At 40.3% G+C, this 15,503-nt stretch carries 17 protein-coding genes; 10 read left to right on the top strand and 7 right to left on the bottom strand.

The window, feature by feature from the left end:
• Nucleotides 1–96: 96 nt before the first annotated feature.
• The 4 genes from murJ to lipB are packed head-to-tail and all read right to left on the bottom strand — an operon-like array spanning nt 97 to nt 4,321.
• Nucleotides 97–1,728: a murein biosynthesis integral membrane protein MurJ gene (murJ, locus tag EHQ70_RS07080; protein WP_135584872.1), complete on the bottom strand. Its 1,632-nt coding sequence runs from the start codon at nt 1,726–1,728 to the stop codon at nt 97–99.
• Nucleotides 1,729–1,739: 11 nt separating this feature from the next.
• On the bottom strand, nt 1,740–2,597 hold the full coding sequence (locus EHQ70_RS07075; protein ID WP_135584870.1) for an STAS domain-containing protein: 858 nt from the start codon (nt 2,595–2,597) through the stop codon (nt 1,740–1,742).
• 3 nt (nt 2,598–2,600) lie between these two features.
• On the bottom strand, nt 2,601–3,602 hold the full coding sequence (locus tag EHQ70_RS07070; RefSeq protein WP_135584868.1) for an LIC_12071 family protein: 1,002 nt from the start codon (nt 3,600–3,602) through the stop codon (nt 2,601–2,603).
• Between the two features lie 59 nt (nt 3,603–3,661).
• The gene (lipB, locus tag EHQ70_RS07065; RefSeq protein WP_135584866.1) at nt 3,662–4,321 is read right to left on the bottom strand and encodes a lipoyl(octanoyl) transferase LipB; all 660 of its coding nucleotides are present in this window, start codon (nt 4,319–4,321) and stop codon (nt 3,662–3,664) included.
• Between lipB and EHQ70_RS07060 the strand changes: the two genes are divergently transcribed.
• The 3 genes from EHQ70_RS07060 to EHQ70_RS07050 all read left to right on the top strand — a co-directional run bounded on the left by EHQ70_RS07060 (nt 4,304) and on the right by EHQ70_RS07050 (nt 6,107).
• A complete protein-coding gene (locus EHQ70_RS07060; RefSeq protein WP_135584864.1) occupies nt 4,304–4,837 on the top strand; it encodes a type II toxin-antitoxin system antitoxin SocA domain-containing protein in 534 nt (177 codons plus the stop codon). The genes lipB and EHQ70_RS07060 overlap by 18 nt on opposite strands.
• Nucleotides 4,834–5,190, top strand: a complete 357-nt coding sequence (gene panD / locus EHQ70_RS07055; protein ID WP_135584862.1) for an aspartate 1-decarboxylase — start codon at nt 4,834–4,836, stop codon at nt 5,188–5,190. The genes EHQ70_RS07060 and panD overlap by 4 nt, the downstream gene beginning before the upstream one ends.
• Nucleotides 5,191–5,255: 65 nt before the next feature.
• Nucleotides 5,256–6,107 (top strand): hypothetical protein, encoded by an 852-nt coding sequence (locus EHQ70_RS07050; protein WP_135584860.1) that lies wholly within the window; start codon nt 5,256–5,258, stop codon nt 6,105–6,107.
• 68 nt (nt 6,108–6,175) lie between these two features.
• On the opposite strand, the gene EHQ70_RS07045 is transcribed toward EHQ70_RS07050, so the two are convergent.
• Complete coding sequence (locus EHQ70_RS07045) at nt 6,176–6,388, bottom strand: hypothetical protein (RefSeq protein WP_135578674.1); 213 nt, start codon at nt 6,386–6,388, stop codon at nt 6,176–6,178.
• 86 nt (nt 6,389–6,474) lie between these two features.
• Between EHQ70_RS07045 and EHQ70_RS07040 the strand changes: the two genes are divergently transcribed.
• The 6 genes from EHQ70_RS07040 to EHQ70_RS07015 all read left to right on the top strand — a co-directional run bounded on the left by EHQ70_RS07040 (nt 6,475) and on the right by EHQ70_RS07015 (nt 11,865).
• Entirely contained in the window at nt 6,475–7,284 is an 810-nt protein-coding gene (locus EHQ70_RS07040) for a hypothetical protein (protein WP_135584858.1), read from the top strand.
• Nucleotides 7,285–7,357: 73 nt separating this feature from the next.
• Complete coding sequence (trxA, locus tag EHQ70_RS07035; RefSeq protein WP_004786415.1) at nt 7,358–7,669, top strand: thioredoxin; 312 nt, start codon at nt 7,358–7,360, stop codon at nt 7,667–7,669.
• Between the two features lie 18 nt (nt 7,670–7,687).
• Nucleotides 7,688–9,841: a cAMP/cGMP-dependent 3',5'-cyclic-AMP/GMP phosphodiesterase gene (locus EHQ70_RS07030; RefSeq protein WP_135584856.1), complete on the top strand. Its 2,154-nt coding sequence runs from the start codon at nt 7,688–7,690 to the stop codon at nt 9,839–9,841.
• Between the two features lie 51 nt (nt 9,842–9,892).
• Complete coding sequence (locus EHQ70_RS07025; protein WP_135584854.1) at nt 9,893–11,023, top strand: acyl-CoA dehydrogenase family protein; 1,131 nt, start codon at nt 9,893–9,895, stop codon at nt 11,021–11,023.
• A gap of 211 nt (nt 11,024–11,234) precedes the next feature.
• A complete protein-coding gene (locus tag EHQ70_RS07020) occupies nt 11,235–11,456 on the top strand; it encodes an antitoxin (protein ID WP_135584852.1) in 222 nt (73 codons plus the stop codon).
• Nucleotides 11,446–11,865, top strand: a complete 420-nt coding sequence (locus EHQ70_RS07015; RefSeq protein WP_135584849.1) for a PIN domain-containing protein — start codon at nt 11,446–11,448, stop codon at nt 11,863–11,865. The genes EHQ70_RS07020 and EHQ70_RS07015 overlap by 11 nt, the downstream gene beginning before the upstream one ends.
• Before the next feature lie 92 nt (nt 11,866–11,957).
• Here EHQ70_RS07015 and thiC read toward each other — a convergent pair whose 3' ends face one another.
• Both thiC and EHQ70_RS07005 read right to left on the bottom strand, forming a co-directional pair.
• Nucleotides 11,958–13,469, bottom strand: a complete 1,512-nt coding sequence (gene thiC / locus EHQ70_RS07010; protein ID WP_135584848.1) for a phosphomethylpyrimidine synthase ThiC — start codon at nt 13,467–13,469, stop codon at nt 11,958–11,960.
• Nucleotides 13,470–13,761: 292 nt separating this feature from the next.
• Nucleotides 13,762–14,133, bottom strand: a complete 372-nt coding sequence (locus EHQ70_RS07005) for a PilZ domain-containing protein (RefSeq protein ID WP_135584846.1) — start codon at nt 14,131–14,133, stop codon at nt 13,762–13,764.
• Between the two features lie 108 nt (nt 14,134–14,241).
• Here EHQ70_RS07005 and EHQ70_RS07000 point away from each other — a divergent pair, with 108 nt between their 5' ends.
• Nucleotides 14,242–15,399, top strand: coding sequence for an Lsa36 family surface (lipo)protein (locus tag EHQ70_RS07000; RefSeq protein ID WP_135584844.1), 1,158 nt, complete (start codon nt 14,242–14,244; stop codon nt 15,397–15,399).
• The last annotated feature ends 104 nt before the right edge of the window (nt 15,400–15,503 follow it).

Raw genomic sequence — 15,503 nt, 5'->3', positions numbered from 1 at the left:
CTTCGAATCAATCAAAACAAAAGTAGATCAGACCAAAAGAGCGCCCAACATTAACTAGGTGCTTTCTAAATCCTAACCAAATCCATCTCGATTCGATTAGGATTGAATCGATTTTTTTCGAAATTTCTTAAGGAATCTTCCGAGGATAATTTCTGATTCCGGAATCCTTACCAAACTTGCGGTAACAAAATAAATCACGACAGCAGGAAGGATCGAAACCACAAGACAAACCCGACTCACATTGGCAAATCCAAGCGCCCATTCGCTCGTTAAGTAATTCACTAACACCGGTTTACCGACTAACTCTGAAAGAAGAAGCCAAATCAGAAGACCAATTAACGCTGGCATCATTTTAAAAACACGAAGCCAAACGGTTAGAAAAGGAATTTTCACTTGGTGCGATTTTAAGTAGAATAATAAAAGCGAAGAAGTGACAGAAGCACTGAGAGCCGAAGCCAGTGCTATGGCAGAATGTTTTAGAAAAAACATAAGACTGATACTGACCACAATACTCAAAAAAAACGAAACCAGTTGAATTCGTAAGGGTGTTTTTGTATCCGAAAAAGCATAATAAGAAGAAACCAAAACTTTATTGATGCTATAAAATGGAATGGCAAAGGAATAAAATACCAAAGGATAAAAAGCAGTCATTGTCGCCAAATGGTCCCAACGACCTCCAAAATAAATCGAATCCAAAACGGTTTCCCCAAGAACCGCCAAACCGATGCTTGCTGGGAGTGTCAAAAAGAAGGCAAAGGACAAAACATCTGCAATTTCTCTTGGAACATTTTCCTCCCTCCCTTCCCTTAGGTCTTTCAAAAGTGATGGTAAGATGGTTGTAGCAAGAGCCACTCCAATGATTCCCGTTGGAAGTTGGACGAGTCTTTGTGCATAATCCAAACTCACAACCGCTCCAAGCCCTGGGTTTTGGTTTTGGATATAGTTTGCTAGGAAAATATCAACGAGTAATCCAATTTGATAAAAACTTCCTCCAAGGGCCGCCGGTAACATCAGTTTAAAAATTTTACGAATGGCCGGATGTTTGAAATTCAAACGAAAGATGGGACCAAATCCATTTTTGTAAACATACCAACCCTGAACGAGAAGTTGTAAAACCCCACCCGTAACAATTCCATAAGCCAACAGAAAAACTTTGTCTCGGATCTCATGGTAAAAAGGAAAAACAAAAATAAAAACGATCAAATAACTGAAGTTAAGGATGATGGGAGAGAGAGAAGGAACAAAATAATTATGATGAGAGTTGGAAATCGACATAAAAATCGAAGACAAACTTGCCGTCATGATGAGAAAAAACAAAACTAACGAAAGTTCCACGACAAGAGTTCCGTATTCTGGAGATCCACCCACTAGTGTCGGTAAAAACCCTGCCGCAAAAAACCAAAAGAGAGCTACAAAAACTGACAAACAAAGAAAAAGGAAACTAAGAACCGTTCCTGCCATCACCCTTGCTTCTAAAACACCCATCTTTTCATATTCAGAAAAAATAGGCATAAAGGATTGGCTGAGTGTCCCCTCAGCAAGAAGGTTACGAAACATATTGGGAAGGCGGTAAGCCACACTAAAGGCAGAGGCAACCATCCCTGTCCCAAAACTAACAGCCATAAAATGATCACGAACAAGACCTAAAATACGAGATAAGAAGGTATAAAAAGAAAGGGCAAGTGACCGTTTCGTACTTGATTCACTCCCTCCAGATTGTTTCGTCATAAAACCAGAATTTAGAGGGGATTCAATTTTTCAAGAAAACGGATAGATCCACTTGGGCTCATTTGGAACTGCGTAGAACAACCAGGGCATTCATGTTTTCCAAATTTATGGATTCGTAATCTTGTTCCACAAACTTCACATTGGATGATTCGTTCCATAGCTTCCAATTGTTTGGTTTTGGATTGGATATAACTGGGAATGACCACTCGTTTATCCTCTGCTTCCGGCGAAGATTTATAAACGGCAAATCTTCTTTCCAGTTCATGGTTTAAGGTCTCTTTGATTTCCAAACGAAGGCTATTCAGTTTTTCTTCCAAAACAGATTCCATAGGAGAGGAACTAATTCGTTTCGAACTTGGAACCTCTTCTTCTGGTAAAGATTCCAACCTGGAAACTGGTTCTTTGGAACTAGTGGCAGAATCTTTATCTTTAGATTTTCCTGTGAAATAAAAACGGATTCTATTGGGGTCCGTCGAAGATAAAGGAGAAGGGTCTACTTTTTCTGATGGTTTGGATTCCTTGGGACTAGAGTCTTTTGGATCCATTTGCAAAAGAAAGGATTCCGCTTGGGAGTGGCCTCGAAAGATAGGAAGTTTTTCAAATAACCCCACAAGACTTAACACATCTTCGATTTCTTGTTTCACTCCATAAATGGCGTAAACTGCACCCACCTTTCGGATCTGTTTGTGGATTTTCACAAGGATGCTGATTCCATTCGAAGTGATAAAATCTAAGGCACCAAACTGAAATAAAAACTTACGATACCCTTTGTTCAATTGTGACTCGAAGTAACGATAAAAATCTTCGGCGCTGGTTCCGTCCAAACCACCTTTCAACTGGATTGAAAATACTTTATCTTGTGCTTCCATAATCTATCCTAAAAAGATCGCATCGCGAATCGGTGTTTGGTGAGAATCAGGAGAAACGGTTGTTACCAGAGGGCCTTCCGAAAGGATTTCTGCTTCGCTTCCGTCTTCCTTAAGTCCCACTTCAAGATTACGAATAGGAACTTGATTTGAATTTTCCGTTAAATCGAGAACTGGTTCCAAATTACTTTCTTTCGATTCGACTGTTTTTTTCTCAAATAAAGGAAGGTTCGAAGATTCTTTTGGGGTTACAGAAGAATCCCTTGCAACTAACATTGTATAAGTGACAAATGCACCAGTCAAAATCAAACTCACAACAAATGCGAATAATATATAATTAAAAACCATCCACTCCACTAGTTTCCATTGGTTTTCAAAAAGTAATCCTAAGTTTCCTCTTTCATAAACCAAAATCACAAGCCCCGATACATCAAGTGTTCCTGGTTTGTATAACGGTGAAGTAAGCCTTACTGTATTTGACTTTGCGAGTGGTAAATAGGAAAGAACCCATTCAAATCCAGAACGAACTTTAGGATCCCTTTTGGAATTAAGGATAGGATTTTCTCCGTTTTCAGGTTCCGACCATTCCCATTTCTTCATCCGAATTCCTTTTTTAAAAAAAGTGGAATGTCGAAGCGTTTCGTCCGGTGTCCTTTTTTTTAATTCATCGGGAGTATAAATGGTATCAGTGGAAACAAGAAGAGTGGCATCCACAGAATACAAACTAATCTTTTGGATACGAAACTCTTCGGGATCATTTTTGGATTGTTCTACATAACGGAGAAACATTTTTTCAAGTTCCACATAACCTTCGTTCTGTAGTCTTTGTTCCGAACTTTTTGCAAGCGCTAGTGTTAGATCGCGAGCTCTATGGTCAGAAACAAACTGCTCTTGGGTGAGAGCATTTTGTAATGACTCATAAAAAGTCCAAACCACAGCACTCAGTGCTAAAGTTTCACAGAGGAAAAAGAAAAGTATAAAGGATAGAAAAAAACGTGAATATTTCATAGATCCCCCTTATACCTTTCGACCAAAACCAAAGATTTACATAGGAAAATACGGAGGATTTAAGGAAGTAAGTCTATAAATGTCTTGGCAAAAACCTCTACAAATTCCCTTCGTTTCTTCGGGAAATCCTTATCTTTTCCCAACGCCAGGAGGGATGTCATATCTTCCGACTTCGCACCACAAGGATTGATGAGAGAAAAGGTAGATAGATTGTTCACACCATTCAAAGCAAATCCAAAACTAGTGAAATAAGACTTCGCATAAATCCCTTCCGAAACAAGTTTTAATTTGGGTTCCTCCACGGTATACAGGCCTGGAGCTTTTGGATTTTCTTCCACAGACAAACCCCAAGTTTTTTGAATGGATACCACCAAACTTTTGTTTAAAGCCCGTAAAAAATCACCAAGACTTAGATTTCGTTTTTTCAAATCAATATGCAAGTAACCTACAATTTGACCCGGTTCATGGGCTGTAAAATCCCCACCTCGTGGCAAAGTGACAAGCTCCACTCCAAGACGGGAAAGGTGTTCTGGCGAAACCAAAAGATTTTCCGCTTTCGCACCTATGCCCCCTGTTAAACATGGACTGTGTTCTAAAAAGAGCATGGATTCCCTTCGATTTTTCCTGGAATTTTCCTGGAAATTCACGTATCTTATGTACGAAACAATCGAAGGAAACAGGTAGGAAGGAAGTCCTTTTCGATGGAGAAACTTTGTCATGCGATCCTTTGGATCCTCGAAAAATCACCTAATGGTAGAGCCCGCCTCGATTTGGCGAAACTCCTCTACTATTCGGATGGTGTTCATTTCCAAAAACATGCGGAGATGATCACAAGAGGAGACTATATCCACTTAGAAGACTCCCCTTACCCCGTCAAACTGAACGAAGCACTTTTATTTTTGAAAGAAAAAGGCCATCTTGATGCCATTCCCAAAATTGAAGGAAATGGAATCCAAGGTTTTACCCTTCGGTTCTTAAAACCGATGGAGGGCCTCGTCCTTTCTAGGGAAGACAAACGGGTCATGATGAAGGTGACCGAAGCCTTCCGTGGTCGGGTTGTGGACGAAAATCGCCATTATCCCAATCTCTACGAAAACTACGTAGTCACCCCGCTATTTGATTCCATCCCCTTTTCTGTGGATCGGATCAATACGAAAATCCATGTTCTCGTACAAAAAAGCCTTTTGAATCTATCGGGCAAAATGTTTAGGGTTTTATTTGAGAGGTCAGAATGATCATCACTGTTTGCAAAGGCAAAATCCACAGAGCCGTCGTCACCGAGGCGGAACTCCACTACGAAGGTAGCCTCACCGTTGACCAAGACCTTATGGATTTGGCGGGAATGAAGCCCTATGAACAAGTTTCTGTAGTGAACGTAAATAACGGAGCTCGGTTTGAAACCTACCTCATCGTCGGGGAACGCGGTTCGGGAACCATTTGTTTGAACGGGGCTGCCGCAAGACTCGGTATGAAAGGGGACAAAGTCATCATTATTACCTACGGCCAAGTGGTAGAAAAAGAGCTTCCAGCAGATTACAAACCCAAGGTAGTCTTCGTGGATGAGAACAATCACCCGAAAAAAGCCTAATTTCCCTAATTTTTCCAGGGCATTTCTTCGATACTAACTGTATAAACCAAATTGGTAGTCGGAACATGAACAAAACAATATTCGCCATTTCATTCACCCTACTCACTTGTGCACTTTTTGCTCAAGAAACAGGGAATACGCAAGGGACACAAGGCACCGTTGCCTCCAAAGACGGCCGTGACCTGTATCCTCTTTCTATGTATGATACAAGGATTCGTTTAAAAAACATAACCTTTGTTAGAAGACATGCTGACACAGGAAAAGGTGAATTTTTGGATGTACAAGTGGAACTAGAATCTAGAGTTCCGGACAATCAAGAATATGCAATTTATGTTCTTGCGGGTCACGAAGCAGACAGAACCAATGCTGATGAAAGAAGACTCATCCCTTATCCTGCTTGGAGAAAGGCCGATCCTGAAAAAGAAGATAGAACTTTATACTTTTCCAATGTAATGCCAACTCCAGTGACTGCGAAAGAAGTTTGGGGTGAAGAAACATATGCTAAGAAAAAAGCAGAAGTAGAAAAACGCCACTATGCTGGATTTGAAGCAGAAATGCCAGAACCTACATTCACGGAAGTAGTAGATTACCTTTGCAAAAACAATGCAAAAGCACTTCCGTTTACACTATTTGGGGAAACTGGTCCTACCAAAGATAAACAAGTAATGTATAACTATGTAGCACAAACAGAAGATGAGAAAAAACGCCAAGTGCATGAAACTCTTCCAAAACACACTTATACAATTTACAATAACAAGTATCGTGTGAACATCACAAGCCACCACTACACACAATACCGACCGAACTTCCTTTCTTTTAACAAAGTAGCAGTTCTTGTGTTTGATACAAAGAAACCAACCAATAGCCTTCTCTTTAGAAAGTTTATTGATATTTCTGATTTAAGGATTACTTACTAATTGGTAAAATCCAAGACCAGGTTTGGTCTTGGAATCTAGGCGTCTGACCGAAAGAAAATCCAAAAGGATTAGTGGTCAGTGCCTTCCGGGCGGATGGGGGGAAATTGTTCCGAAGCCCTCACCCTCCACTCGTCTTCCGGATGGTTCAAATGCAACCAACCGTTTGCAAAATCCCAACGACCATCCAAATCCAAAAAATCCCAGAAAATAGCCTGGTTCATGTATTTATAGGTATCGAGAAGATCGAGTAGATCCCTTTGTTTCCTGGGAGAATTGTCCATTCTATTCCAGTTTCGACAAGTTGCCCCCCTGGTCGATGTTTTTTATGGACAAAAGGAATCGAATCTGCCGAAAATGATACCAGACCATGGCAATCACAAAGGAAAAAAAGGCCGACTTCAATGACAAACTGGTAGATTTCAAAAACTACCTAGAGGAACTGAAAAAAGAGGCTAATATATACAAAGTCCAAGCCAAAAAAAGTAAGGACATGGAACCTTATTTCAATATCTCCCTTGCCATCAACTCCATCAAAACCATTAACACCTGTATTGTGATCAATGAACTCTCTACAGCCATTTTAGAAATCAACAATAACAACTACTTAGAAACTGCTAGAAAAGAAATTTATAACGCGATCTCTTATATCGAAAAAACGGTAGGAAACAACGTAGATGGTTCTCTTTCCGAAAACAAAGAGTTACTTGCAAAAATCGAAAGGTTCACACCCACACAAAGACTGAATCTTGTGAAAGGCCTACTCCAAGCCATGAAAAAAACCACTGCCGCTTTTGGTACCAATTCCAAGTGGAAATGGTCTTGGCCAGACATCAACTTCCGAGTTGCGGCATGTACGAAAAACCTTTTCGATTTCATTGCTTATGAAAGGGAACAAGACCTCGAAAATCCATATTACTACATCCGCAAAGAACACTTCAACCTTGTCATAGAACTTGCTAACCAAGCTGCCCAGGATTATAGGACAAAATTTGAAATGTCTACACAAGATTCCACAGATTTGAAACATTCTGTAGAAATGTTAGAGATGAACCGTAAAATTTTCCAAATTACTGGCGAAAATGATGACTTGGAAAAAACAAAAACACTCATTGAGTCTTTCCAACAGAAGATCACGGATCTCGAATCCGACGATAAAAAGAAAAAAAAGAAACAATAATCGACGTTTTTCCCTAGAATCCCCAGTCTAGTTTATAGAAAGGGCAATACTTTTCAAAAGGAGATTTCGAAATATGGCACTTACGGAAGTCACTGACGCCAATTTCAAAGCAGAAACTGCTAAAGGCGTTGTACTCGTGGATTGTTGGGCGGAATGGTGCGGACCTTGTCGAATGGTGGCTCCTGTTCTTGATGAATTATCGCAAGAAATGGCTGATATCAAAATTACAAAGCTAAATGTTGATTTCAATCAGAAGACAGCACAGGAATTGGGAATCCAATCGATCCCTACTCTTCTTCTCTATAAAGACGGAGTTTTAGTGGATAAGGCAATTGGCGCTTTACCAAAGCCGCAAATTAAAAAATTTATAGAAAATCACAAGTAGGAAATAAATTATCCCCTAATGGTCAGTTCTGAACCGAATGGTTTTACCGCTCTCCCTAGAGGGGGATATTTAGTCGATACATCCGAAGGGTACATCCAAATTGGATCCCCTCCGGAAACAATTAAAGACACCATGGGGCTCGAAAAGAAAACCCCTCTGGTGTTTGTTCTTCCCAATAAATTCTTCCATGTCGAAAAAGGGATCTCTATTGCGGAGTTAGAATTTCCCATTTACTTCAACTTCTTCTTTCGTGGTGGCAAAAAAACTTTTATCGTTTGTTCTCCCGAACAAAAAGAACAGCTAACTATTGTTCTTGGGGAATCTCTTATGGGGCCACAGGAATTAAACCTAGCTTCTGAGTTTATTGATGGAACGGAAAGTTTTGGTTTCCCTGATATCAAAGCCGAGATGGCACATTTCCGTAGTTACAAAACTATGGAGGAAGTGGTTGAGTTTGTTTTATTCGACGAAAACCACAAAGCCCAGTTTGGAAAAATCACTATCGAACAACTCCCCTCCAATGAATTTCTCATTGTGGATGGAGATAAAAAAATCAAAACTCCTGGAGAGGTCGACTTCCATGTGAAGTATGATATTGGAAAAAGACTCGAAGAACCTTTCCAACCTCCCATCATCGGGATCACTTGCCTTGGACCTTCCCATGGTTTTGACCCCACAGACAACACTTCTGGTTTTATCATTTGGTTGAATGGCCAAGGGATCATGGTGGACCCACCAGTGAATTCCACTGAGTGGTTACGGGAATCCAATGTAAATCCCAAGTTCATCAACTCCATCATTCTCACCCACTGCCATGCTGACCATGATGCGGGAACCTTCCAAAAGATTTTGGAAGAATCCAAAATCACGATCTATGCTACTGCAACCGTGATGGAATCTTTCCTTAAAAAATACTGTAGTTTAACAAAGATTCCGCGCAGGGAAATCACAGACTTATTTGATTTTATTCCTGTTGTGATCGGAAGGCCAACCATCATCAACGGTGGTGAGTTTTATTTTCACTATGCACTCCATTCCATCCCTTCTGTGGGTTTCGAATTTTTTTTCCAAGACCAGTCCTTCTATTATACGTCTGACCACTTAAATGATCCGGAAGCCTTTGAAGAAATGTACAAAAAAGGAGTCTTTCCTGAAACGAGATACCAGTTTTTAAAAGACTTTCCTTGGGATCGCAAAATCATTTATCACGAAGCCGGTGTTCCCCCGCTGCACACAAAGATTAGTTACCTTGCCTCACTACCGGAAGAAGTACAAAAAAGAATTACGGTTTATCATATTGCTGCCAAAGATATGCCCGAAGGAAACCACCTTACTCTTGCTAAATTTGGAATTGAAAATACCTTATATCCGGAAATCACTCCACCCAAACACCAAGAGGCTTTCCAACTTTTAGAAATCCTTTCCCAAATTGATATTTTCTCTGGATTCCCGATTGAGAAGGCCAAAGAATTTTTACAAATCGTAAAAGAAGAAAGATTTCGTCGTGGGGAACAAATCATCAAAAAGGGAACCCATGGGGACAGATTTTTTATCATCGCTTCCGGAAATGTTCGTTTCGAAGGATTGTCGGGAGACCATTCCGCAGTCAAAAGGTATGGAACTTACGAATACTTTGGAGAGGCATCCCTAATTTTGGACACTGCCCGCCAAGCCGATGTATTTGCCGAGACTGATGTCCTTGCTCTCACCATTGAAAAAACAAGATTCTTTCAGTTCATCCGCGGATCCAAACTCCATGAAAACTTAATCAAACTGAATAGCATCCGAGAGACCAATACTTGGAAAACTTTGACGGAATCCCAAACTTTCCGAGGCCTTACCAGTTACCAAGTCACCCAACTTGAACTCATCCTCAAACTGGAAACGGTAAAAAAGGAAGCTGCCCTCATCGATGAAGGACATACCTTCCACAATGCCTTTATTGTTAGATCCGGAACAGTTGTGGTCATGCAAAACCACAAAACCATTCGGGAACTGGGAGCTGGTGACTTTGTTGGGGAAATCTATGCCTTAACCAAAAACCTTCCCTCCAATTTCAGTTTCATTGCCTGGCCAGGAACTGAATTGTATGTTCTTTCCGAAGAAGATGCAATTCAGTACATCAAGAAAAATCCCGGTGTCTACATGAAGCTGAACACTGTTTATAATTGACCTCAATTCGCCATTTTTGTAACATTTCCATATCAAGGAGTCACAAATCATATGGAGCGTATCCTCCCCTTTACTGAAGAACACCATCAATTCCGCGAGATGGCTCGGAAATTTTTTGAAACAGAAGTAAAACCACATCACGAAGAATGGGAAAAAAACCATATCGTGCCCAAAGAAGTTTGGAGAAAGGCAGGTGAAAACGGCCTTCTCTGTCCCGATGTCCCTACCGAATACGGTGGTTCCGGTGCCGACTTCCTTTATAACATCATCATCATCGAAGAATCTTCCCGCGTGGGAAATAGTGGATTCTTTATCTCTCTTCATAATGACGTGATCGCACCCTACATCTCAACTTATGCGAGTGACGAACAAAAGAAACGTTGGCTTCCAAAATGTGCAACAGGCGAATCCATCCTTGCGGTTGCCATGACAGAACCCGGAGCCGGATCTGATCTTAAATCCTTACGTACAAGTGCCGTTGATATGGGTGACCATTTTGTGGTGAATGGACAAAAAACATTTATCTCAAACGGACAATTGGCAGATCTTATCATCACAGCAGTGAAACATGATAATGGAACCATTTCCCTTGTGATGATTGAAGAAGGAATGAAAGGTTTTGAAAGAGGACGTAATTTAGATAAAATCGGACTCAAAGCCCAAGACACTTCTGAACTTTACTTCAACGATGTGATTGTTCCGAAAACAAATCTTATCGGCAAACAAGGACAAGGTTTTCGTTACCTCATGCAAAAGTTAGCACAAGAACGATTGGTTCTTTCTGTGGCTGCAGTGGAAGCAACAAGACTTGTCCAATCCTTAACCCTCCAATACATCAAAGAAAGAAAAGCCTTTGGTCAAAAGATCGGGTCTTTCCAAAATACCAAATTCAAAATGGCGGAAATGGCAACGGAACTAGAAATGGCACAAGTGTTCTGCGACAAAGTTGTGATAGAACATATGAAAGGCGAAAACACAACAGCAGAAGCCTCTATGTGTAAATGGTACACAACAGAAATGCAAAAACGCCATACAGACGAGTGTTTACAATTCTTTGGTGGATACGGTTATATGATGGAATATCCAATTGCAAGAGCTTACCTCGACGCAAGGATCCAAACCATCTATGCAGGAACTACAGAGATTATGAAAGAAATCATTGGTCGTAGTTTGGGACTTTAGTCTCAAACAAAACCAAAATTACCAATTCTCAAAACAGAATTGGCAAAAGTCTTATCGAGAACCCGGTGCTTAAGGCCCGGGTTTTTTATGTACTGCTTTTGCGAAACAACAAACACAAATTAATTGTTCGTTATCCGCAATAGACAAAAACCTAACCCAAAATCAGATAAAATATTGACATTTGCACAAATAATGTGCAAGCTAGATTTCTATGAAAAATGTTACGTTCAGAGTAGAAGATGATAGGCTTATAGAGAAAGCAAAACTGAAAGCTACATCAATCAATCGCTCATTAAATGATTTATTTATTGAGTGGTTAAAAAACTTTTCCAACGAAAATGGAGAGAATTTTAACTACAAAAAATACTTGACCAAATTCAAACACATCAAAATAGAAAAGAAATTCTCACGTGATGAAATGAATGAAAGATAAATTTTTTTTAGATACAAATATTATTCTTTATCAGTTTAGTAGCGATATTCAAAAGAAAAACAGGGCAATTGATATCTTAGATGAGGCAACAAATTCCAATAAATTTACAATCAGTTATCAAGTAATTCAGGAATTTTCAAACGTAGCCCTTAACAAAAACAAGGGGTATTTTTCAATCAAAGAATTAAAGACATATATCGAAGACATTCTAATACCTTTGTGCAAATTTTTTCCAGATCCAAGCTTTTATATCGATTCTCTTAAAGTTAAAGAAAAATATAAATTTAGTTATTATGATTCACTAATCATAAATGCTGCGCTCGAACTAAAATGTTCAAAATTATATTCTGAAGATCTTCAAGCAAATCAGAAAATCGAAAACTTGGAAATTATAAATCCTTTCAGATAAGAGAACTTACAAAAACCCGAAAGTCCCATTCAGGACTCCGGGTCAATTTACATCGGTGAGCTTAGTTCCGCAAAATCAAAAAAAGCTTCAACCTAGTCTTTCGATTCTACCGCACCCACTTCTTCTTCCGTTTCCTTTCGTAAATCCGTTGTCAGTCGCATAGAACAAAAATGCGGGCCACACATAGAACAAAAATGTGCTTTTTTCATCCCATCTTGAGGAAGGGATTCATCATGATAGGACCTTGCTAGTTCTGGATCTAGTGAAAGGGCAAATTGATCTTCCCAACGAAATTCAAACCGAGCCTTGCTGAGTAAATCATCTCTTTCTTTGGCGCCGGGATGGCCTTTGGCAAGATCGGCAGCATGAGCGGCAATTTTATAGGCAATCACCCCATCTTTTACATCTTGTTTGTTTGGAAGTCCCAAATGTTCTTTGGGAGTCACATAACAAAGCATAGCTGTTCCATACCAAGCAATCATGGCAGCACCAATGGCAGAAGTGATATGATCATACCCCGGTGCAATGTCTGTGACCAGTGGCCCGAGTGTATAAAAGGGAGCTTCCATACAAATCTCTTCTTGGAGACGAACATTTTCCTGGATCAGGTGCATCGGAACATGGCCAGGCCCCTCCACCATGACTTGGACATCATCAGCCCAGGCACGTTTAGTGAGTTCTCCCAGAGTCTTTAGTTCTGCAAACTGAGCTTCGTCGTTGGCATCATTGATACAACCAGGCCGGAGACCATCTCCCAAGGAATAGGAAACTCCGTATTTTTGCATGACCTTGGAGATTAAATCAAAATGTTCATAGAGAAAATTTTCTTTTTTATGATGGTTACACCACTTTGCAAGGATAGATCCTCCTCGTGATACGATTCCTGTAATTCGTTTGTCTGTTAGGTGGATATAATCCCGAAGGACACCAGCATGGATTGTAAAATAATCCACACCTTGTTCGGCTTGTTCTTCTAAGGTTTCTAAAAATACATCTATGTTTAAATCCTCTACTTTTCCCTTTACCTTTTCCAAAGTTTGGTAAAGAGGAACAGTTCCAATCGGAACAGGAGAATTTCTGATAATCCATTCTCTCGTTTCATGGATATTTTTTCCAGTAGAGAGGTCCATCACCGTGTCTGCTCCCCAGTGCAGTGCCCAACGAAGTTTTTCTACTTCATCATCAATGGAAGAAAGGATCGCAGAATTTCCAATATTGGCATTGATTTTCACTAAAAACTTTTTACCAATGATCATTGGCTCTAGTTCCGTATGACGTTTGTTCGATGGAATGATGGCTCGACCAATTTTTACTTCATTCAAAACAAATTCAGGAGCCATCCCTTCCCTTTTTGCCACATACATCATTTCTTCTGTGATGATATCTCTTTTGGCATAATAGAGTTGGGAAAAATTCCGATCACCTCTGGATTCTCTGGTTTGTATCCATGGTTCTCTTAGTTTTGGGATTCCATTTTTATAATCGTATTCATTTTCATGGATACAAAACATACCTTCCGTTCGGTATGATTGAAACTTAGTATGGTTCGAAAGTGTAATGGTAGTTTCTGGGATGGTGATGGGATGGTTGTGATTTGTTTCCATGTTCCGTTTTCCTTAACCGGAACTGATCCATAAGAAATAAGCGGGAAAACAAAAAAGAGGATCTAAAAAAGTTAAGGATGTAAATCACTAAACGTAAATAGAATTTCTGCACGATTCTCGTTTCCCTTCGCAAGCATTACCAGGATCAGGTTCAAAAAGGGTATATCTCAGCCAACCCCGCTCTTATCTATTCAGAGCAAAGGAAATAGCACCCCTAACGGTTATTTCTCAAATGAAGAGGAAAGATTTTTTTGGCAAGCCAATTTGTTTTTGGCTTTTTAGCTCAGTAGCATTACTTTACTTCGCGGCCTTGTCGCACCATTCGATTGACATAAACTTGTAAATCCTGTTTTCCTTTAGGGCCAATTTCGGTGAACTGAACCCCGTAAACCCCAGATTCTTTGGATTTTTTTCCGATTTGTTTGATCACTCCTCTGGCAAGGAAATCTTCTAGATCCCCCGGGAGAGCCACAAGGATTTCCACCGTTTCGTTCATATCCCATTCATCAAAGTGATTGGGAGCAATGACCCCTATACCACCCACACTGATATCACTCGCTTTTAGGACATCCAGAAGGGCTGTTCCCATCAAATGGACTTCGACAGGATCATTTTCCAGTGGTTGTACGCGGACATATTTCCGTTTTTCTTGGATGGGTGCCATACTCTCATATTCTTAGGAAATTCTAGATTGTAAACTAGGAAATAGAACCACCTCCAATTGTTAAGAAAACATAGACCAATCTCCGATATCTGTTATAATGGGGGCGAGATGAAATTACGTTTTGGTTTTGTTTTCTTTATTTTTGGCACTTGCCTACTTTTGAATGGTTCTCTCCAAGCAAAAGTGACCTGTACTGGGGACGCCTGTACCATTCTCCCTACAAGCATCCAATCCCAAATCAATAGCGTAGACACAGCCCTCCAACTCCAATATACAGACAAAGTCCTTTCCACAATGTCTGAAGCTGCCGTGATTTCGAATATCAACTCATCTCTGATGGGACCTGGAATTGTAAACAGATTCCAAGTTGGTGTTGGTATGACCGTTGCAGGCCAACAAAAAGAAGACATCAATGTGGCTTACCAAAGTTTGAGTTTCCAAAAACTTCCCAACGTGGGAGCGTCCCTAGCACCTAACTTTATTGTGGCGGTAAACCTAGGTTGGCTTATGGGAGGAGGTCCATCCGATACCGAACCTGAACTCAAAACCTTCCTTCATCGATTTAATTTATACCTTCATGGATTCAAGTTCAACTTTGCCCAAGGAGATGTTCAAAAAGCTGTAGAAGCTCAAAATAAAAACGTAGAACTTGGCGGGGACATTACGAACGGCGGTTTTACTTTACGATTTCATATCATAGAAAACTATTCTGATGGGATTGGACTTTTTGAATTTTCTGGAATCTCCATGGGTCTTGGTCTCCACTACCAAAGACAAGAGATCGATGTCACTTATAATGACAAAAAAACACAAACCTTAACTTTAGGTCCTGCCATAGGAACCTGGGGTGGTTCCACAACGTTTAACTATTCTAGTACGGTCACAAGTGTTCCTTTAGACATTCGGACAGGATTTAGAATGTTCTATTTCTTTACTATCTTTGCGGGCGCTGGTGCCTCGATGAATTTTGGGAGTTCCACTCTAAACCTCTCTCGTTCGGGTCCCCTAACACTGGCTTTAGATTCTTCTGCCATATCAGCTTCCCTCTCTCCGGAAATCGCAGCTCTCATACCTGCATCCGCATTGGGACAAACCAAAACCGGAACTCTCACTATGGATCTAAGTGGGAAAGCACAAGCACCTAACACCACTAACTTTCTCATCGCAGGAATCGAGATCAATGCTCTCATCACAAAACTCACAGTCGAAGCGGTTATGGCACAAAACGTCCAATCCGTGATGCTCGGAGCAAAATTTTCCTTCTAACGAAGTCTTGGCACTGTTTTTGCAAATTCGTTAGAGAACGGCTTTATTAGAACCGATCTGGGGATTTCCTGGCGTCGATTGTTTAAGTTCTAAGCAGAATGCCG

Source organism: Leptospira congkakensis, from assembly GCF_004770265.1.
Taxonomy (GTDB): domain Bacteria; phylum Spirochaetota; class Leptospiria; order Leptospirales; family Leptospiraceae; genus Leptospira_A; species Leptospira_A congkakensis.
The sequence above is the reverse complement of the archived record's forward strand: the minus strand, read 5'-3'. Positions and strand labels throughout refer to the sequence as shown.

Bases quoted from the DNA above. Each gene is read 5' to 3' on its own strand.
- murJ (WP_135584872.1), bottom strand. From the start codon at position 1,728: ATGACGAAACAATCTGGAGGGAGTGAATCAAGTACGAAACGGTCACTT.
- EHQ70_RS07075 (WP_135584870.1), bottom strand. From the start codon at position 2,597: ATGGAAGCACAAGATAAAGTATTTTCAATCCAGTTGAAAGGTGGTTTG.
- EHQ70_RS07070 (WP_135584868.1), bottom strand. From the start codon at position 3,602: ATGAAATATTCACGTTTTTTTCTATCCTTTATACTTTTCTTTTTCCTC.
- EHQ70_RS07060 (WP_135584864.1), top strand. From the start codon at position 4,304: ATGGAGAAACTTTGTCATGCGATCCTTTGGATCCTCGAAAAATCACCT.
- lipB (WP_135584866.1), bottom strand. From the start codon at position 4,321: ATGACAAAGTTTCTCCATCGAAAAGGACTTCCTTCCTACCTGTTTCCT.
- panD (WP_135584862.1), top strand. From the start codon at position 4,834: ATGATCATCACTGTTTGCAAAGGCAAAATCCACAGAGCCGTCGTCACC.
- EHQ70_RS07050 (WP_135584860.1), top strand. From the start codon at position 5,256: ATGAACAAAACAATATTCGCCATTTCATTCACCCTACTCACTTGTGCA.
- EHQ70_RS07045 (WP_135578674.1), bottom strand. From the start codon at position 6,388: ATGGACAATTCTCCCAGGAAACAAAGGGATCTACTCGATCTTCTCGAT.
- EHQ70_RS07040 (WP_135584858.1), top strand. From the start codon at position 6,475: ATGGCAATCACAAAGGAAAAAAAGGCCGACTTCAATGACAAACTGGTA.
- trxA (WP_004786415.1), top strand. From the start codon at position 7,358: ATGGCACTTACGGAAGTCACTGACGCCAATTTCAAAGCAGAAACTGCT.
- EHQ70_RS07030 (WP_135584856.1), top strand. From the start codon at position 7,688: ATGGTCAGTTCTGAACCGAATGGTTTTACCGCTCTCCCTAGAGGGGGA.
- EHQ70_RS07025 (WP_135584854.1), top strand. From the start codon at position 9,893: ATGGAGCGTATCCTCCCCTTTACTGAAGAACACCATCAATTCCGCGAG.
- EHQ70_RS07020 (WP_135584852.1), top strand. From the start codon at position 11,235: ATGAAAAATGTTACGTTCAGAGTAGAAGATGATAGGCTTATAGAGAAA.
- EHQ70_RS07015 (WP_135584849.1), top strand. From the start codon at position 11,446: ATGAAAGATAAATTTTTTTTAGATACAAATATTATTCTTTATCAGTTT.
- thiC (WP_135584848.1), bottom strand. From the start codon at position 13,469: ATGGAAACAAATCACAACCATCCCATCACCATCCCAGAAACTACCATT.
- EHQ70_RS07005 (WP_135584846.1), bottom strand. From the start codon at position 14,133: ATGGCACCCATCCAAGAAAAACGGAAATATGTCCGCGTACAACCACTG.
- EHQ70_RS07000 (WP_135584844.1), top strand. From the start codon at position 14,242: ATGAAATTACGTTTTGGTTTTGTTTTCTTTATTTTTGGCACTTGCCTA.